The following is a 19,220-nucleotide window of genomic DNA, read 5'->3' on the forward strand; positions in this document are numbered from 1 at the left end:
GCTCATCGTGCAGTGCCGCCGCTTCTGGTATGCCTACCAGCACGAGGGCGAGGTGTCGGAAGGCGCCCGCGCCCACCTGCAACTGGCCCAGGGCATTGCCAGCGGCGACGAGGCCCAGGCCATGGCCGGGGCCGAGCAGCTGATGGAATACCTGGAGCGGTTTGCGCGGCGCATCATCGACCGCTGAAACGGCCTGGCAACAGAGCGTTTGTGTCGACGCAGCTCAATAGCTATATTTTTTATAGCAATAAAGACTCATTCAGAGCGCGGAGAAGGCCTAAAAACCTTCAAAAATTCCGCCTTGTCACTCCGCCACCTGCTGCCCCAGCAGGATGCGTTGCTCCAGAAAGCGCCACAACCGCTCGTCCTGGCTGAACGACACGTTAAAGCGCAGCCAGCCCGTGGGGCGCGGCTCCACTAAAAAGAGCTGGCCGGGGCCGAGCATGATGCCAGCGCCCGTGGCTTCCTTCGACAGCTCGGCACTGTCGGGCAGATCGGGGTGGCGGGCCCACAGGTACATGCCCGCCTCGGGCTCGTGGAACAGCTCAAAGCCCAGGTTCAGCAGCCGCCGTCCCACCGTGCGGTGCGCCTCGGCCAGGCGCTCACGCAGCGACTTGAGGTGCTTGCGCCAGCGGCCGTCGGTCACCACCCCAAAGGTGATGCGCTCGGTGATCTCCGACGAGGTCAGGCCCGAGATCATCTTGAGCTGCACCAGCTCATCCAGCAGGTCGCGCCGCGCCGTCACATAGCCCGTGCGCAGGTTGGGCGAGATGGTTTTAGAAAAGCTGCCGATGTAGATCACGCGGCTGAGCTGGTCCAGGCTGGCGAGCGAGGGGCGCACGGTCGAGTCCATGTCGGCGTAAATGTCGTTTTCCACCAGCGCAAAACCATGCAAATCGGCCAGTTGCAGCAGGCGGTGCAGGTGCGCGACCGACGCCATCGAGCAGGTCGGGCTTTGCAGGCGTGGCTGGGTGAAGAACACTGTGGGCCGGTGCGCGGCGAGCAGGGCTTCTAACGCGGGCAAATCGTAGCCCGTGGCGGTGCGCGGCACGCCCACCACCTGTGCTCCCGCAAAACGCAGCATGAAATGCAGGTTGGGGTATCCGGGGTCGTCCACCAGCACCACATCGCCGGGCTTGACCAGACGGCGTGCCACCAGGTCCAGCGCCTGGCTGGAGCCCTGGGTCAGCAACACCTGGTCGGCATTCACCGCCAGGTGGTGTTCGGCCAGCGACTCGGCAACCACCATGCGCAGCGCCATGTGGCCGTGGGGCAGCCCGTAGCCGTCCAGCTCGGGTCCGTCGGACGACAGCTGGCGCATGCTGCGTTTGACGGCATCGCCAAACAACCAGTCGTGGGGCAGCCAGCCGCAGCCGGGTTTCATGGGCAGGTTGCGGTTTTCGAATATTTGTTTGAGGTACCAGCGCGCATCAAAACGGGGCACAGGCCGCGCGGCCGCACCAGCCCCGGGCGCTGCGCCCTCATCGCCCCGCCGCTTCACAAAAAAGCCTGCGTTGGCACGCGACACCAGCCAGCCCTGCGCCACCAGCCGGTCATACGCCTCGACCACGGTGAAAACGCTCACGCCATGCGCAGCGGCAAAGGCGCGAATGGACGGGAGTTTGCTGCCCGGCTTGAGCACCTGCCCAACGATCAGGCCCCGCAGCCCATCAACGATCTGGCTGACCAGCGGTGTATGCAGGTCGGGGCTGAGAGTGAGCATCAGGAGGGGGAAAAAGGAGGCGAATTGTGCACTGGCTTGGCGCACACCAAATCAGGGATTGCCTGTACAGGATTTTAGACCTGCACAGTGCGCGCCAAACAGCGCTGCGCTGTACATGGACGGTGTGTGGCGCGACTTCCAGAATCCGCCCCATTCCTTCATTTCCTTGTTACCCACAACGCCGACCACCATGCAGCAAGACCGCCACTTCACCAACGCCGCCCTCCTCACCCGCCGCCACGCTGCCGTGGCCCGGGGCGTGGGCCAAGCCCACGACCTTTTCATTAAGAAGGCCCGCAACGCCGAGCTGTGGGACGTGGAAGGCCGCCGCTTCATCGACTTTGCCGGTGGCATCGCCGTGCTCAACACCGGCCACCTGCACGCCGGTGTGATCGCCGCCGTTAAAGCCCAGCTGGACCTGTACACCCACACCTGCTTCCAGGTGGTGGCGTACGAGCCCTACGTGGAAGTGTGCGAGCGCCTGAACACGCTGGCCCCTGGCGCGTTTGCCAAGAAGAGCCTGTTGCTCACCACCGGCGCCGAAGCCGTGGAAAACGCCATCAAGATCGCTCGCGCCTACACCAAGCGCCCCGGCGTGATCGCCTTCACGGGCGGCTACCACGGCCGCACCAACCTCACGCTGGGCCTCACGGGCAAGGTGGTCCCGTACAAGGTGGGTTTTGGCCCCTTCCCCGGAGAGACCTACCACGCCCTCTTCCCCAATGCGCTGCACGGCGTGAGCGTGGAGCAAGCGCTGCACTCGGTGGAGCTGATCTTCAAGAACGATATCGAACCCGAGCGCGTGGCGGCCTTCATCGTCGAGCCCGTGCAGGGCGAGGGCGGCTTCTACGTGGCGCCACCCGAATTCATCAGCGGCCTGAAGGCGCTGGCCGACCGCTACGGCATTTTGCTGATTGCCGATGAGGTGCAGACCGGCGCAGGCCGCACCGGCACCTGGTTTGCCAGCGAGCAGTGGCCCGTGGCGCCAGACCTCATTACCACCGCCAAGTCGCTGGCAGGAGGCTTCCCGCTGGCCGGTGTCGTGGGCCGTGCCGACGTGATGGACGCGCCCGCCCCCGGCGGCCTGGGCGGCACCTATGCAGGCAGCCCGGTAGCCTGCGCCGCCGCGCTGGCCGTGATTGAGGCCTTTGCACAAGAGAAGCTGCTGGCCCGCAGCCAGGACATGGGCGCGCTGCTGGTGCGCGGCCTGAAAGACATAGCTGCCAAGGTGCCCGCCATTGGCGATGTGCGCGGCCTGGGTGCCATGGTGGCGATTGAGCTGTTCGAAAACGGCGACCTGAGCCGCCCCGACGCCGCCCTGACCAAGCAGGTGGTGGCCGAGGCCGCCCGGCGCGGGCTGATCCTGCTGTCGTGTGGCACGCACGGCAACGTGATCCGCATCCTGGTGCCGCTGACCGCGTCGGACGACCTGGTGCACGAGGGCCTGGCCATCCTGGCCGACAGCCTGGAGGCCGTGGCCACAGCCGCGAACTGACATGCGCCCGGCCCTCCACTCCACCTACCAGGCACCGCCCGCCATGAACCCGCACGCAGCCCCCCTGGTGCGCTTCAGCGGCGTGCAAAAGACCTACGACGGCGAGCAACTGGTGGTGCGCGCACTGGACCTGGACATCCAGCGCGGCGAATTTTTGAGCCTGCTGGGCCCCTCGGGCTCAGGCAAGACCACCACGCTGATGATGCTGGCCGGGTTCGAATCGCCCACAGCGGGCGACATCCTGCTTGACGGCAAGCAGATCACGCGCACGCCGCCGCACAAGCGCAACTTTGGCATGGTGTTCCAGAACTACGCGCTGTTCCCCCACCTCACCGTGGGGCAGAACGTGGCCTACCCGCTCACGGTGCGCAAAGTGCCCAAGGCAGAGCAGGCCGAACGCGTGAAGAAGGCACTGGACATGGTGCGCCTGACCGGCATGGCCGACCGACTGCCCGCACGCCTGTCGGGCGGGCAGCAGCAACGCGTGGCCCTGGCGCGTGCCCTGGTGTTCAACCCGCAGCTGGTGCTGATGGACGAGCCCCTGGGCGCACTCGACAAACAGCTGCGCGAGCACATGCAGATCGAGCTGAAAGAGCTGCACCAGCAACTGGGCGTGACCTTTGTGTACGTGACGCACGACCAGGGCGAGGCACTGACCATGAGCGACCGCGTGGCCGTTTTCAATGAAGGCGTGATCCAGCAACTGGCCGATGTGGAGAGCCTGTACGACACCCCAAGCAACCGCTTTGTGGCCGGTTTCGTGGGCGACAGCACCGTACTCTCGGGCACGCTGCAGGGTGCGGGGGCGGATGCCGCCATTCAGTTGCCCGGCGGCTTTGTGCTGCCAGGCGTCAACGTAAACCAGGCCCCAGTGGGCGCGCGGGTGCAGGCCTGCGTGAGGCCCGAGCGCGTGGTCCTGCACCCGCAGTCCGAATACCCCCGGCCCAACGCCATCCCCGCCACCGTGGCGCGCACCATCTACTACGGCGACCACCTGCGCCTGATGTGCGACTTGGGCCATGGCCAGGAGCACGCCACGGTCAAGCGGGCCTTGTCGCCTTCAGGCGCGGGCGCCAGCCACCCGCAGCCGGGCGACCAGGTGCTGCTGGAGTTCCCGCCCAGCGCCACGCGCATCTACGCCGTGTGAAGGCGTTCACGCAGCCCCGTTTTGCCCTCACCGTCCCGCACCCTTTTCCGTCCCTTTTCCCGTTCCCTTTCCTCCACTACCCAAGGAAATCTGCACCATGAAAAAGAGCCTCATCGCCTGCGCATCCCTGGCCGCCTGCATGGCCCTGCCCAGCATCGCGCAGCAGCCACAGCTCACTGTTGTGAACTTCGGCGGCGCCAATGCCAATGCGCAGAAAAAGGCGTTCTACGAGCCCTACGAAAAGCAGGGCACCAAAATCGTGGCGGTGGAGTACAACGGCGAGCAGGCCAAGGTCAAAGCCATGGTCGAGACCAAGAAGGTGACCTGGGATGTGGTCGAGGTCGAATCGCCCGACGCCGCACGCGGCTGCGACGAAGGCCTGTATGAAAAGCTGGACTACAGCAAGATCGTGCCCAAGTCCGACCTGCTGCCAGCCGCCGTGCACGAATGTGCTGTAGGCATCTTCGTGTGGTCCACCGTCATGGCCTACAACGGCGACAAGCTCAAGACGCCGCCTACGAGCTGGGCCGATTTCTGGGACACCAAGAAGATCCCCGGCAAACGCGGCATGCGCAAGGGCGCACGCTACAACCTCGAATTTGCGCTGCTGGCAGATGGCGTCAAGCCCGTTGACGTGTACAAGGTGCTGGCCACCAAAGAAGGTGCCGACCGCGCGTTCAAGAAACTGACCGAACTCAAGCCCAGCATCCAATGGTGGGAGGCTGGTGCCCAGGCGCCCCAGTTCCTGGTGGCGGGCGACGTGGCGCTGACCACGGTGTTCAACGGGCGCATCGACGCCGCCAACCGCGAAGGCCGCAACCTCAAGATCTACTGGCCTGGCGGCATCTACGACCTGGACTACTGGGCCATCCCCAAGGGCACGCCCAACAAGGATGCCGCCGTGAAGTTCATCGCCTTCACCATGCAGGCCCCCCAGCAGGCCGCCTACGCCCAGAACATTGCTTACGGCCCCGCCAACACCAAGGCCCTGGCCGCGCTGGACAAGAAGGTGCTTGACGACCTGCCCACCTCGGCCACCAACGCCAAGGAGGCCCTGCAGTTCAGCGTGGGCTTCTGGGCCGACCAGGGCGAGGCGCTGGAAAAGCGCTTTGCCGCCTGGGCCACGCAGTAAGCGCCCTTTGACTCCCTTGTGAAACGCTGAGAGCAGGACACCCGCATGCAAGCCACCCTGGCCCATCCCATCGCCAATGCCCCCACCGGCAGCCCCCCCGGTGCGCTGCGCCAGGCCCTGGCGCGCGCCGAGTCGCGCCGCAAATGGCGCGCCTTTGCGCTGACCTTGCCCCTGCTGGTGTTCCTGCTGCTCACACTGCTGGTACCCATTGCCGCGCTGCTGCAGCGCGCGGTGGAAAACCCCGAAGTCGCCAACGCCCTGCCCACCACCATGCGCGCGCTGGACGGCTGGGACCGCAAGGACGCCCCCGGCGCGCCCGCTTACGCCGCGCTGGTGCAGGATTTGGCCCGCTTGCCCGACAGCTCCGACGCCGGGGCACTGGCGCGGCGGCTCAACACCGAAGTGCCCGGTGCGCGCTCTATGGTCATGGGCGCCTACCGCGCACTGCCCCTGGAGGGCACACCCGAGGCCATACGCGCGCAGCTCCTTGAAAAAGACCCGCGCTGGGCTGAAGCCCCTTTGTGGCAGGCCATCGCCAAGAACGGCGCCCGCTGGACGCCCGACTACCTGCTCGCATCGGTGGACCTGCAGCGCGACGCGCTGGGCCAGGTCGAACGCATGCCAGAAGAGCAACGTGCGTTTGGCGGCATCCTGCTGCGCACCTTCCACATCAGCCTAGTGGTCACGCTGGTATGCCTGCTGCTAGGCTACCCGCTGGCCTGGTGGCTGGCCTCGCTGCCCGCACGCCCGGCCAATGTGCTCATGATCCTGGTGCTGGTGCCGTTCTGGACCTCCATCCTCGTGCGCGTGGCCGCATGGATCGTTCTGCTGCAGTCCGAAGGCCTGGTCAACCGAGGGCTGATGGGCCTGGGCCTGATCGAGCAGCCCCTGGCGCTGCTGTTCAACCGCACGGGCGTGGTGATTGCCATGGTGCACATCCTGCTGCCCTTCATGATCCTGCCGCTGTACAGCGTGATGAAGAGCGTGCCGCCCACCTACCTGCGCGCTGCGGTATCGCTGGGCAGCTCGCCCATGGCAGCGTTCTTTCGGGTGTATGTGCCGCAAACCTACCCGGGCATTGGTGCGGGCGTGCTGCTGGTGTTCATCCTGGCGATCGGCTACTACGTCACTCCCGCGCTGCTCGGCGGGGCCGACGACCAGATGCTCAGCTACTACATCGCCCGCTACACCAACGTGGAAGTGAATTGGGGCATGGCGTGCGCTTTGGGCGCTCTGCTGCTGGCCGCCACGCTGGTGCTGTATGGCGTGTACCGCCGCTTCGGCAAGGCTGAGCTCAGTCTTGGATGACCAGCACCCCCACCGACTCAAAGGGCCACTCCATGCGCCGACTCCCCCAATTCCCCCTGTATGCCACGCTGACCGACAAGCTCGGCTGGTGGGCCGTGCGCGCGCTGTGCGTGGCTGTTCTCGCGTTCTTGCTGACGCCCATCCTGGTGATGGTGCCGCTGTCGTTTTCCGAGAGTTCGTTCCTCGCCTATCCCATTCACGGCTGGTCGCTGAAGTGGTATCGGCACCTGTTCGAATCCCCCGAATGGGCCCGCGCCGCGCGCAACAGCTTTATCGTGGCACCCGCCGCCACGCTGATTGCCACGGTGCTGGGCACGCTGGCGGCAGTGGGCCTGTCGCGGGCGGACTTCCGTTTCAAGGGCCTGCTCATGGGCATCCTGATCGCGCCCATGGTGGTGCCCATCATCGTGGTAGGGGTGGCCACCTACCTGTACTTTGCGCCGCTGGGCCTGGCCGACAGCTACATCGGCCTGATTGCAGTGCACGCCGCCCTGGGCGCGCCCTTCGTGCTGACCACCGTGCTGGCCACATTGGCCGGCTTCAACCACAACCTGGTGCGTGCATCGCTGAGCCTGGGCGAAACACCGCTGAACACATTCTTCCGCATTACGCTGCCGGTGATTGCGCCGGGCGTGATCTCGGGCGCGCTGTTCGCGTTTGCCACCTCATTCGACGAGGTCGTGGTAACGCTCTTCCTGGCCGGGGCCGACCAATCCACCCTGCCGCGCCAGATGTTCAACGGTATCCGCGAAAACATCTCGCCCACCATTGCCGCCGTGGCCACACTGCTGATCCTGTTCACCACCAGCCTGCTGCTGGCGCTGGAATGGCTGCGCGGCCGGCGGGCATGACCGACCGCTTGCCGGTGACTGCCACCTTGGCGACCCAAACTGCATGGCAGCGCGTGCTAGCCTCTGGCTAGACCTCCGCCCTGCGAGCCGAACGCCTGGTTTCTCTTTTGTCTTTCCTTCGCCACGCCCCTCTTTCTGGAAGCACTCCCATGGATATGAAGACCTCCCCCCTAGCCCTGCTGAACGACCCCACCCTGCTCAAGACCGACGGCCTCATCAACGGCCAGTGGGTATCGGGTGGCAGCCGCTTTGAGGTGAACGACCCGGCCACGGGCCTGAAGCTGGCCGACGTGGCCAACCTGGGCCCGCAGGATGCCGAGGCCGCCATTGCCGCCGCCAACGCCGCCTGGGGACCGTGGAAGACCAAGACCGCCAAGGAGCGCAGCATCATCCTGCGCAAGTGGTTCGACCTGCTGATGGCGAACCAGGACGACCTGGGCCGCATCATGACGGCCGAGCAAGGCAAGCCGCTGGCCGAGGCCAAGGGCGAAGTCGCCTATGGAGCAAGTTTTGTAGAGTGGTTTGCCGAAGAGGCCAAGCGCATCAACGGCGAAACGCTGCCCCAGTTCGACAACAACCGCCGCCTGATGGTGCTCAAGCAGCCCATCGGTGTATGCGCAGCCATCACGCCGTGGAACTTCCCTCTGGCCATGATCACCCGCAAGGTCGCGCCTGCTCTGGCTGCTGGTTGCCCCGTGGTCATCAAGCCCGCAGAACTGACCCCGCTCACCGCCCTCGCTGCCGCCGAACTGGCCCTGCGCGCGGGCATCCCGGCGGGCGTGTTCAACATCCTGCCCGCCGACAGCGATAACTCGATTGCGATTGGCAAGGTTCTGTGCGCGAGTGACGTGGTGCGCCACATCAGCTTCACCGGCAGCACCGAGGTGGGCCGCATCCTGATGGCGCAGTCCGCCCCCACGGTCAAGAAGATGTCGCTGGAACTGGGCGGCAATGCGCCTTTCATCGTGTTCGATGATGCCGATATCGACAGCGCCGTGGAAGGCGCCTTTGCCAGCAAGTACCGCAACGCGGGCCAGACCTGCGTGTGCACCAACCGGTTTTATGTGCAGGAAGGCGTGTACGACGAGTTCGTCGCCAAATTCGCCGCCAAGGTCAAGACGGCCAAGGTGGGCAACGGCTTTGAGGCCGGTGTGAACCAGGGCCCGCTGATCGAGGAAGCCGCGCTGGCCAAGGTGCAACGCCATGTGGACGACGCCCTGGCCAAGGGCGGCCAGGTGGTGGCAGGCGGCCAGCGCCTGAACTCACTGGGCTCAGGCCAGTTTTTTGAGCCCACCGTGGTGGCGAACGCCACAGCCGACATGCTGTGCGCCCGCGAGGAAACCTTTGGCCCCTTTGCCCCCGTCTTCAAGTTCAAGACCGAGCAGGAAGCCATCGACGCGGCCAACAACACCGAATTCGGCCTGGCCAGCTACTTCTACAGCCGCGACGTAGGCCGCATCTTCCGCGTGACCGAGGCCCTGGAATACGGCATGGTCGGCGCCAACGTGGGCATCCTGGCCACCGAACATGTGCCGTTTGGCGGCGTCAAGCAGTCGGGCCTGGGCCGCGAAGGCTCGCACTACGGCATGGACGACTATGTGGAGATCAAGTACCTGTGTCTGGGGGACATCCAGAGCGGCAAGTAAGCGCCGCCAGGCACCGCTCATTGAGCGAATAGCTACTATTTTTATAGCTATTTGCGCTTATGGGATGCGCGCAAAGGGCCAAAAAACTTCGAATTTTCGGCCTCCCGCACCGCTGCGCAACTACACGCAGCGGTAGGCGGCTTCAAAACGGCTGGCCTGCACGGCCAGCTCCGCCTTCAGGCCATACCGCGTGCAGTGTTTTTCGGCTGCCTGGAGGGCCCCATCCGAGCCCAGAGTGGAGTTTTCCCAATTGATGGACAGCACCTTCTCGTTGCCCACAATGATGAAAGGTGCAGGCGGTGAGTAGGCACAGCCGCCCAGGCCTGCGGCCATCACCACCAGCCAGCGCCTGGCCATCGGGGTCATCGTGTTTGTGCGGGTGTCCATGCGGGCCGCAGCGGTAGCCCCTGCGCCACGCCTGTAGCCAGCACAAACGCCAGCGCGCGTCCACCGGGCAGCGCTCGCACTGCGTGGGCAGCGACGCCCAGCACCCCCCCCAGCGCCAGGGCTCCCGCACAAGAAAAAAACGGATATTGAGCGCCATGCACCCACGCAAAAAAAAGCCCGCACGAAGCGGGCTGTAAATGAGACCCCCTACCAAAAATCAAAAACTCTCATTGTTTTGCATCGCACCTTCTTCCCAAAAGGTTGGGGGTTGCAGCCAGCAAAGAACCGCTGAACAGCACCACACCCGCCGCCATGCCGGCGCGTAACCATTGGCGCCAGGGGACTTCTTGCGTTCAAGAACGGTGTGGTGCGGTCATCGGCTTCTTTTCTGTGTCTGCGGAGTGTCAGCACCGCATGGCAACTGGAAGGAATTTAGCCCCCCAAGACAACGCGTCCAACCAACAAGATCAGCTATGCATATGCGTTTTGTGCGTTTGCAGAAATCACCTTCAAAGCGGAGCTCAGATGCTGCCTATAATCCAAAGCTTCGCGGGTGTAGTTCAATGGTAGAACGGCAGCTTCCCAAGCTTCATACGAGGGTTCGATTCCCTTCACCCGCTCCAAATACACAACCGCCAGGCTTCACGGCCTGGCGGTTTTTTTCATGGGTGGATGCGTTCAGCTTCGATTGGATGTCGCATCCTGTTCCAGATTGAACCGCGCAATCGTCTCCACCATCTGCTGCGCCTGCGTGCGCAGGCTGCTGGCGGCGGCGGCCATTTCTTCTACCAGCGCGGCGTTCTGCTGCGTGGTCTGATCCAACTGTGTGACGGCCTCGCCGACCTGGCCCACGCCTGCGGTCTGTTCGTTGCTTGCGGCGCTGATCTCTGAAACCATCTCGGCCACGCGCTGGATCGAACGGACCACCTCCTGCATGGTGGTGCCCGCCTGGTCGGCCAGCACCGAGCCCTGCTGCACCATCGCGCTGCTCGCGCCAATCAGCTCCTTGATGGCCTTGGCCTCGGCGGCGGTGCGCTGGGCCAGGTTGCGCACCTCGGCCGCCACCACCGCAAAGCCACGGCCTTGCTCGCCCGCACGGGCGGCCTCCACGGCCGCGTTCAGCGCGAGGATATTGGTCTGGAACGCAATGCCGTCGATCACGCCGATGATGTCGGCAATCTTCTGGCTGCTGCTGTTGATGTCCTGCATGGTGCTGACCACCTTGGACACCACCTCCCCACCCTGCTGCGCCACGCGGCTGGCGCCCACGGCGAGCTGATTGGCCTGGCTGGCGCTGTCGGCGTTGTGGCGGATGGTCGCACCCAACTGTTCCATGCTCGCGGCCGTCTGCTCCAGCGCGCTCGCCTGGCTCTCGGTGCGGCCCGAGAGGTCCTGGTTGCCCTGGGCGATTTCCGTGCTTGCGGCCGAGACGCTGTCGGCACTCGTGCGCACAGTGCCCAGGCTTTCCACCAGGCGGGCGCGGAAGCCCTCCATCGCCTGGGCCAGCGTGCCGATTTCGTCGCGGGACCGCACTGACACTGCATGTGTGAGATCGCCCTGCGCCAGGTAGGCCAGCGCGGCGCTCAACTGCTGCACGGGCGCACCCACCAGGCGGCGGGTAGCCAGCACCAGCACCACCGTCAGCAGGGCGAGGGCCACCACCACACCCAGCCACAGCCAGGCCAGCACATTGCGGGCCTCACTCATCATTTCGGTCAGGGGCGCTTCGGCCACGATGGCCCAGTTCCAGGGCTTGTAGTGCTCCACCGCCAGGTAGCGCGTGGCGCGGTCCCCCTCGCCGCTGCGGCGCGGGGACCAGTCCGATTCCAGATCTCCCGCCTGCCCCAGTGCCGCCAACGACGCCATCCAGGCCTTGGCCTGGTCGTCCTTTTCGTCCACCTTGAGGGACTTGCCCGCCCCCGGCAGGCCAAAAATGCTGCCCCGGGCTGGGCCCGCCGAAAGGTTGACCGCGTAGACCGCCCCGGTGTCAAACAGCTTCTGCCCCGCCATCACCGTGTCGAGCTTGCCCAGAATGACCCCCATGTCGGAGCCGATGAACAGAATGCCGATGGTGCGATTGCCCTCGCGAATGGGCTCGTACACGGTCATGTACTCGCGGCCAAACAGGCTGGCGCGGCCGATGTAGGTCTTGCCCTCGTTCATCAGGGCATAGGCCGGGTGCTTGCGGTCCAGCAGGGTCTTGTAGGCGCGCTCGCCATCCTGCTTTTTGAGCGATGTGGTCACGCGGATGAAGTCCTCCCCCGTGCGCGCAAAAATAGTCGCCACCGCGCCCATGCTGTCCTTGGAAAAGCGGTCCACCACTTCGAAGTCGCCATTGACGGCCGCCCCCTGGAACGACAGCACGGCCTCGGGTTTGCCTTCGGCCCCCGGCACCTCTGCCACAGAGAACTGACCGGGGAAATTCGCCTTGAACAGAGAGAAGTCCCGCTTGGCTTGCTCCTGCGCAGTTTCGTCAAAGGTCTGCACCAGTGTGCGCACCTGGGCTGCGTACTGCGTGGCATCGTCTCGCGAGAGGCGGCCAAAGTCTTTCCAGAGCAGGCCGCTGACGATGCCCATGGTGGCCAGCAAGACCACCAGCAGGCTGAACAAGGCGGTTGCCGACAGTTTGAAGGCCACGGAATGGCGGGTGTTTGACGAAATCATCTGGTGCTTTTCTGTAATTTATGCAAAGACATGCATATACGACAGACAAAGTACCCGATCTGCAGGCGAAATCCAAGCAGCGCAACCACCAATGGCCGCTCAAACCAAGGGAAGACCCTGGCATTAAATGGCAATGGCCTGCAGGCACGGCTGCGCCCCATCGGCCCCATCGAGCGTGAAGCGATCCCCTACCCGCCCATGGGCAGGCTGAGCGACTGCCAACTTTCAAACACCCGCTGCGCCCCTGTGACCGGGTCCACAAACACCAGCGACCGCGCCAGCAACTGCAGAGGCCGCGAATAGTCGCCCTCGGGCGGGTCGTTCACCACCGGGTAGAACGGGTCATTGCGCAGCGGCAGGCCCAGGGCCGCCATGTGCACGCGCAACTGGTGCCGCTTGCCGGTAATGGGTGACAGGCGGTAGCGCGCCCAGCCGCCTGCCACCTCCAGCACCTGCATGCGGGTGTGGCTGTTGGGCTCGCCGGGCACCTCCTGCATGCGAAAGAACTGCGGGCTCTCCTCCAGGCGGCTGACATGCTCGCGGGGAAAGGCCACATCCGCACGCCAGGGCGCAATCGCGTCGTAATGCTTGGTGATCTGCCGGTCGCGGAACAAGGCTTGGTAGGCACCGCGCGTGCGCTGCTGCACCGACAACATCACCAACCCGGCCGTATCGCGGTCGATGCGGTGCAGCGGCGACAGCTCGGGCAAGCCCAGCTGGCGCTTGAGCCGCACCAGCAGCGTGTTGTGCAGATACCGGCCCGAGGGCGTCACCGGCATGAAGTGCGGCTTGTCGGCCACCACCAGGTGCTCGTCCTGGTACAGCACCACCTCGCTGAAAGGCAGCGCGGGCTCTGCTGGCAGGCTGCGGTAGTAGTACAGGCGCAGCCCGCCCTCAAACGGCCGCTCGGGCCCCACCAGCTGGCCGCGCTCGTCCACCACGTCGCCAGCCAGCATGCGCTCGCGCCACTCATCGCGGGCCACCACCGGCAGCCGCTGGGCCAAAAAGTCCAGCATGCTGCCCTGCCCGCGCGTGGGCAACACCACACAGCTGGGGCTCACACCATCGCGCACGGGCAGGACATGGGGGTGGTGGGGGTTGTGCATGGCGCGGGGATTTTAGGGTGCGCTGGCTGCATCTTTTCAACAACAAGGCTCGATGCACTGCACCACCAACAGTTTGCGGAGATCACTGGGTTGAGTGCAGCTTGGCATCGCAATCCCAAAATCATTGAATTCTGAGAAGAGATTTTTTGATTTCGCTTTGGACACTCGGCAGTTCGCCATAAGCAACCGATGGAAATCTGCAGTTTGATAAGTGCAGGCTGCTTGCTGATCTCAAGAGTTTTCTAGACAGAAAAAAGATACGCATCTCCCCTGTCGGAGGGTATGAAGAGGTTTCATCTGTGGATGGAAAACACCCCCCAGGTTGCACCCACAGAGGCAGGTCTGGTTTCTCGTTCGCTCGCTGAACATCATTCGTCGGAGGCTTCGCACGCAACACTTTGACTTCTACCAAGTTCACATACGGTCTAAAGCCTGCGGCAGGAATGTCTGACACCTCCCATGCTTCTTGCGGATCGGGGTATTTTTGGTGCTTCATGTACTTCAAGCGCCCTACTCGCGCGACCACAATCAATTCTGCTTCCTTGACCCTTTCCCCCAATGTTGGTGGCACGTATAGAGGGCTCGTGGCTTTTGCAGTGCAAATTTGCATGGATATGCTCAAGACAAGAATAGCCTTGATGAACCAAATAAATTTCATAGCCAGATTTTTCTACACGATGGAATTAAAAAGACCATCATTAAGAACTCACTCCAAACCACTACCATTCAAGCAAAATTATCAAACTCATATTATTTTTGACCTTATAAATTAATGCTTGACTAGAAAACTTAACGCTTGCCTTCCTTTGCCAATTTTCCATAATACTCACAATCCATTGGTCGCCCTGAACCATTAGTCTCCACCAACTGATATGAAGAACTTACAGCATCCAATCTAGATGATTTTTTAATAATATAATTAATTTTATCAGCGGTCAGCAATTCCCCTGCTTTGCGCATCTCCGGCTGATCTGGAGCGTAGCCATAGGCCATGTTTGTTGTTTTAATTTTTTTTGGCAGATCAGCGTAGCTAACACTTCTCCACCCACCATTTATCCAGGTAATGGTTTCGTAACTTCCAACGGGGCATTTTGTTCCATCACTAAAGGGCCCAACAAGTACAACCATCCAAGGGACCCCGTCTATAAAATCCACAACCACATAGTTGCTTGACCCGGTGACAGAGTGTGTATATCTTTTCTTGGCGTCACTCGGATCTGCAAAATTTATAGTGCGCACTTTTTCCGATGCCGACTGACCAGGCTCATGCCAGCCGCCCAGTACATCGACTCTTTCAGCAATGACTATTCGCCCGTCATGCAAGCGAATTTCTTCTTTCCACTTAAAGGTGCTATCGCATGCACCCAACATAGGCAAAAAGGCCAAAAAACACCCCGTTAATCTGCTTTTTTTCACGTGCGATTCTTTCGAAAAATTGTTATCTAAATGCCATTAAAAACAAAATACTTTATTCAATGAGAACCAATAGCCTGGCAGCGCTGGTGTTCGACCAACAGATTAGCCGGGCGAGCAGTGATGTCGCTCCACTCGGCGGCCAGTTGGGCCAGGGCGTCGGTCTTGTCGGCGGTAGCTGCTTGGTTGATAGCTTTTTTTGCACCCACCGCCTGATAGGCATGCGTTGATAGATCTCTTTTTTATAGCAACCTCTGCAAAATCAGCGCGCACAGGCATTCAGGCTATGGGCCTGACCTTGTTCATGATGGGCCGGTGTTGATTGTTTATGCCCCATCGTAGTGCGAGCGATTTCCGGCGATTGCAACAATGTGCTTCACTGAGTGCCGCCAGCATCAGCTCCCCGGTTGTCCTGTCATGCATCTGTCTCTGCCAACCGTGGTGCGCCGCGCCCCCCCCTCTGGCTCAATGAAAATCCCGGCTGCCCTGCAGCGCCTGCGCCATGCGGCCGAGCAGCGGGGTCAGGTCTTTGAAGCGCTGGGCCACGAGGTGGCGCACCACGGCGGGTGCCTGGCCTGAGGTGGTGGAATGCGCGCTGCCGCCCTCGGGCAGGCTGCACTGCCACAGGCCTTCCACGGCCAGCAGCTGGGATCTGAGCAGGGCGTTGCGCCAGCGGTCCACCATGTCGGGCCAGACGATGACGTTGACGGGGCCGGTTTCGTCTTCGAGGGTGACGAACATGGTGCCCTTGGCGGTGCCGGGGCGCTGGCGCACGGTGACGATGCCGCAGGCGCGCACCTGGCGGCCGTGGGGCGTGGCCACCAGTTGCAGCGCGGTCTGCAGGCGCCAGCGGGCCAGGCGGGGGCGCAGCAAGGCCAATGGGTGGCGGCGCAGGGTGAGGCCGGTGGCGGCGTAGTCGAACAGGATTTCTTCGCCCTCGGGGGCGGCGGGCAAAGCCAAAGGCAGCTCATGGACCGGGATGTCGCGCAGCAATGGCGGTGCAATGTGCTGCGCCGCCGCGTCCCACATCTGCTGGCGGCGGTGACCTGACAGGCTGACCAGCGCGTCGGCAGCCGCCAGGGCGCGCAGGTCTTGCGTGTCCAGGCTGGCGCGCAGGGCCAGGTCTTCGGTGCTGGTAAAGCCTGGCCCTGTCAAACGCGTCTGGACGATGCGTTGTGCAGCCAGCTGCTGCAGGTTGCCCACCAGCCGCAAGCCCAGCCGCACGGACGGCTGGGGCTGTGGTGGTGCGCCCAGGCCGCGCGCGGGCCGCAGCGGCTCTGGCTCGCCTTCCAGGGTGCAGTCGATGTCACTGCAGGTCACGTCGATGGGCAGCACGCGCACGCCGTGGCGGCGCGCGTCCTGTACCAGTTGCGAGGCGGTGTAGAACCCCATGGGCAGCGAGTTGAGCAGCGCGGCCAGAAAACACGCGGGTTCGTGGCACTTGAGCCAGCTGCTGGCGTAGGCCAGCAGGGCAAAGCTGTGGGCGTGGCTTTCAGGAAAGCCGTATTCGCCAAAACCGAGCATCTGCTGGAAGATGGCCTGGGCAAATTCAGTGCGGTAGCCGCGCGCCTCCATGCCGCCAATCAGAGGTCGCTCGAAACGGTGCACGCCGCCTTTGCGCTTCCAGGCGGCCATGGAGCGGCGCAGTTCGTCCGCCATGCCGGGCGTGAACCCGGCGGCGATCATGGCGATCTGCATGACCTGCTCCTGGAAGATGGGCACGCCCAGCGTGCGTTCGAGGGCTGCTTCCAGCTCGGGCTTTTCTAGCTCCAGCGGCAGGCCCTGCCGCCTGCGCTCGCGTGCCTTGAGGTACGGGTGCACCATGCCGCCCTGGATGGGGCCGGGCCGCACGATGGCGACCTCGACCACCAGGTCATAAAACTCGCGCGGGCGCAGGCGCGGCAGCATGCTCATCTGGGCGCGGCTTTCGATCTGGAATACGCCCACGGTATCGGCGGCGCAGATCATGTCGTAGGTGGCGGGGTCTTCGTGCGGGATGTCCTTGAGGCCCCAGTGCTCGCCGCGCAGCACGGCCCGCAGCTGCAGGCAGCGGCGCAGTGCGCTGAGCATGCCCAGGGCGAGCACGTCCACCTTGAGCAGGCCCATGTCGTCGAGGTCGTCCTTGTCCCACTGGATGACGGAGCGGTCCTTCATGCTGGCGGGCTCAACCGGCACCAGCCGCGTGAGCTTGCCCTGGGTGAGCACGAAGCCGCCCACATGCTGGCTGAGGTGGCGCGGAAAGCCCTGGAGGTCGGCCGCCAGCTCCAGCCACAGCGTGGCGGTGTGCCGGTGCAGCGCGGCGCCGACGGCCTGCGCCAGCTCCTGCAGGCGGTCGGCGGCGAAGGTCTCGTCAAACCAGTGGTGGTCTTTGGCAAACGCATCGACCAGCGCGGGCGCCACGCCCTGGGCCTTGCCCACGTCGCGCAGGGCGCTGCGCGTGCGGTAGCTGGTGACGACGGCGGCAATGGCGGCGCGGTCGCGGCCGTATTTGTCGTAGATGTACTGGATGACTTCCTCGCGCCGGTCGTGCTCGAAGTCCACGTCGATGTCGGGCGGCTCCTTGCGTTCCTTGCTGATGAAGCGCTCAAACAGCAGGTGGGTGTTCTCGGGCGGCACGGCCGTGATGCCCAGCATGTAGCAGACCACCGAGTTGGCTGCCGAGCCGCGCCCCTGGCACAGGATGTTCTGGCTGCGGGCATAGCGCACGATGTCGTGCACGGTGAGGAAGTACATCTCGTACTGGCAGTGCGCGATCAGCTCCAGCTCTTTGCGGATCTGGTCCAGCACCCGCTGGGGAGCGCCCTGTGGGTACTCGCCTTCCACGCCGGTCTGCACCAGCCAGGCCAGCGCCTGGGCGGGGGTCATGCCTTGGGGCACGGTCTCCAGCGGGTACTGGTACTTGATCTCGTCCAGCTGAAAAGTGCAGCGCCCAGCCACCGTGAGCGTGGCCGCCAGCAGATCGGGCGGGTAGATGCCCGCCAGCCGCACGCGCTGGCGCAGGTGGCGCTCGGCGTTGGGCTGCAGCGCAAACCCGCACTCGGCCACGCTGCAGCCCAGGCGCACAGCGGTGATCACGTCCTGCAGCGGCTTGCGAGAGCGTGCGTGCATGTGCACGTCGCCCGCCGCCACCAGCGGCAGACCCAGCTGTGCGCCCACGCGCTGCAGCGTGGCGAGCCACAGGCCGTCGTCGGGGGCCAGGTGCAGTTCGACCGCCAGCCAGATATGGCCCTCAAAATCAGAGCTAAAACAGGCCTTTGCGCGCGACAGATATGCCTCAATAGCTATCAAATCAGTAGCGTCAAAGCGTTTGCGGCAAGGCGCCAGCAGCAGCTCGCACCCTTGCAGCAGGTGCCAGGGGCTGGCCGGGCCCACGTGGTACTGGCCCTTGGGCGCCGCACGGCGCGCGGCCGAGATGAACTCGCACAGGTTGCCCCAGCCCTCGGCGTCCCGCGCCAGGGCCACCAGGCGCAGGTCGCCCCACAGAAACTCGCTGCCCACGATGAGGTGCAGGCCCGTGGGCTGGGCGGCCTTCCAGGCGCGCACCACACCGGCCACCGAACATTCATCGGTGAGCGCCAGGGCCTGGTAGCCCAGCTTGGCAGCGCGCTCCACCAGCTCGTGCGGGTGCGACGCCCCGCGCTGAAAGCTGAAGTTGGACAGGCAGTGCAGTTCGGCATAGCCCGGCAGGGATGCAGTCATCTCAACGCTCCATGGCGCTGCGCGCCACCCACCGGGCTTGAAACTGGCACGCCCCAGGCAATGGCCGCCGCGCAAGGGCCGCCCCGCCACACTGGCGGTGTCCCCCTGACCGCAACGCGCAGCGCTGCGAGAGCGGGCCAAGCGGCGCAGCCACTGGGAGCCTGTTCAAAACACACCATGCAAAAACCAGCGAGGGGGCCGCGCCAGCCCCTGCGCACCGTCGGGCAACGGCGCCAGCCGCTCGCGAAACACCCACACCAGGCCCGCCACCGCGTTGTGCGCCACGAAGTAGTCGCGCAAGGCCAGGCCAGTGCCGGTGTGTGTGGGGTCGTCTGCCCCGCCATCGCCCGCAGACCACCAGCCCGCCTCGAAACGGTGGGGCCCGGCCAGCAGGCGCAGCAGACCGTGGTGGCAGGGGCGGTTGCCCTGCACGGCCAACCGCTGGGGCGGGTTCAGCAGCCAGGGGGGCAGCAGCAAAGCGTCGGGGCTGGCATCCAGCGAGGCCTCGGCCCCGCCGCCTGCGCTGGCGGCAGCAGAACGCCGGGCGGGCGAGCGGCCCAGCACTTCGGCCGCAGGGCGCCACTGCTGCATGTGCTCGGGGCGGTGGTCGGCCCACAGCACGGGGGCCTGCACCTGCTCGGGCCCCAGG

General features: G+C 64.3%; 13 protein-coding genes, 1 tRNA gene and 2 pseudogenes. 8 read left to right on the forward strand and 8 right to left on the reverse strand.

What is annotated here, in order from left to right; genetic code table 11:
• Positions 1-187 (forward strand): annotated as a pseudogene (locus DBR12_RS22610) (GntR family transcriptional regulator); the annotation flags it as partial.
• Between the two features lie 117 nt (positions 188-304).
• Here DBR12_RS22610 and DBR12_RS07940 read toward each other — a convergent pair.
• Positions 305-1,723: a PLP-dependent aminotransferase family protein gene (locus DBR12_RS07940; RefSeq protein ID WP_108616763.1), complete on the reverse strand. Its 1,419-nt coding sequence runs from the start codon at positions 1,721-1,723 to the stop codon at positions 305-307.
• Positions 1,724-1,913: 190 nt separating this feature from the next.
• Here DBR12_RS07940 and gabT point away from each other — a divergent pair, with 190 nt between their 5' ends.
• The 6 genes from gabT to DBR12_RS07970 all read left to right on the forward strand — a co-directional run bounded on the left by gabT (position 1,914) and on the right by DBR12_RS07970 (position 9,302).
• Positions 1,914-3,218 carry a 4-aminobutyrate--2-oxoglutarate transaminase gene (gene gabT, locus DBR12_RS07945; RefSeq protein WP_108616754.1) on the forward strand — a complete coding sequence of 435 codons (1,305 nt, stop codon included), beginning with the start codon at positions 1,914-1,916 and terminating at the stop codon, positions 3,216-3,218.
• A 43-nt stretch (positions 3,219-3,261) separates the two neighbouring features.
• Positions 3,262-4,365, forward strand: a complete 1,104-nt coding sequence (locus DBR12_RS07950) for an ABC transporter ATP-binding protein (RefSeq protein WP_108616764.1) — start codon at positions 3,262-3,264, stop codon at positions 4,363-4,365.
• A gap of 97 nt (positions 4,366-4,462) precedes the next feature.
• Positions 4,463-5,497, forward strand: a complete 1,035-nt coding sequence (locus DBR12_RS07955) for an ABC transporter substrate-binding protein (RefSeq protein ID WP_108616755.1) — start codon at positions 4,463-4,465, stop codon at positions 5,495-5,497.
• 45 nt (positions 5,498-5,542) lie between these two features.
• A complete protein-coding gene (locus tag DBR12_RS07960) occupies positions 5,543-6,805 on the forward strand; it encodes an ABC transporter permease (RefSeq protein WP_108616756.1) in 1,263 nt (420 codons plus the stop codon).
• A 32-nt stretch (positions 6,806-6,837) separates the two neighbouring features.
• Entirely contained in the window at positions 6,838-7,656 is an 819-nt protein-coding gene (locus DBR12_RS07965; protein ID WP_108616765.1) for an ABC transporter permease, read from the forward strand.
• Between the two features lie 149 nt (positions 7,657-7,805).
• Positions 7,806-9,302 carry an NAD-dependent succinate-semialdehyde dehydrogenase gene (locus DBR12_RS07970; RefSeq protein ID WP_108616757.1) on the forward strand — a complete coding sequence of 499 codons (1,497 nt, stop codon included), beginning with the start codon at positions 7,806-7,808 and terminating at the stop codon, positions 9,300-9,302.
• 120 nt (positions 9,303-9,422) lie between these two features.
• On the opposite strand, the gene DBR12_RS07975 is transcribed toward DBR12_RS07970, so the two are convergent.
• Complete coding sequence (locus DBR12_RS07975) at positions 9,423-9,689, reverse strand: hypothetical protein (RefSeq protein WP_146185496.1); 267 nt, start codon at positions 9,687-9,689, stop codon at positions 9,423-9,425.
• A 549-nt stretch (positions 9,690-10,238) separates the two neighbouring features.
• Here DBR12_RS07975 and DBR12_RS07980 point away from each other — a divergent pair.
• Positions 10,239-10,312: transfer RNA gene (locus tag DBR12_RS07980), tRNA-Gly, on the forward strand.
• A 55-nt stretch (positions 10,313-10,367) separates the two neighbouring features.
• Here the strand turns inward: DBR12_RS07980 and DBR12_RS07985 are convergent.
• From DBR12_RS07985 to DBR12_RS08000, 6 genes and pseudogenes are all read right to left on the reverse strand, one after another.
• The gene (locus tag DBR12_RS07985) at positions 10,368-12,353 is read right to left on the reverse strand and encodes a Cache 3/Cache 2 fusion domain-containing protein (RefSeq protein ID WP_108616759.1); all 1,986 of its coding nucleotides are present in this window, start codon (positions 12,351-12,353) and stop codon (positions 10,368-10,370) included.
• A 188-nt stretch (positions 12,354-12,541) separates the two neighbouring features.
• Positions 12,542-13,459 carry a pseudouridine synthase gene (locus tag DBR12_RS07990; RefSeq protein WP_108616760.1) on the reverse strand — a complete coding sequence of 306 codons (918 nt, stop codon included), beginning with the start codon at positions 13,457-13,459 and terminating at the stop codon, positions 12,542-12,544.
• A 121-nt stretch (positions 13,460-13,580) separates the two neighbouring features.
• Positions 13,581-14,117 carry a hypothetical protein gene (locus DBR12_RS21985; protein WP_146185497.1) on the reverse strand — a complete coding sequence of 179 codons (537 nt, stop codon included), beginning with the start codon at positions 14,115-14,117 and terminating at the stop codon, positions 13,581-13,583.
• 131 nt (positions 14,118-14,248) lie between these two features.
• A complete protein-coding gene (locus DBR12_RS21990; protein ID WP_146185498.1) occupies positions 14,249-14,875 on the reverse strand; it encodes a hypothetical protein in 627 nt (208 codons plus the stop codon).
• A 462-nt stretch (positions 14,876-15,337) separates the two neighbouring features.
• Entirely contained in the window at positions 15,338-18,571 is a 3,234-nt protein-coding gene (locus tag DBR12_RS07995; RefSeq protein WP_108616761.1) for an error-prone DNA polymerase, read from the reverse strand.
• Between the two features lie 165 nt (positions 18,572-18,736).
• Positions 18,737-19,220, reverse strand: a pseudogene (locus DBR12_RS08000) (DNA polymerase Y family protein); the annotation flags it as partial.

This window comes from Acidovorax sp. HMWF029 (assembly GCF_003060895.1).
Lineage (GTDB): Bacteria > Pseudomonadota > Gammaproteobacteria > Burkholderiales > Burkholderiaceae_C > Acidovorax.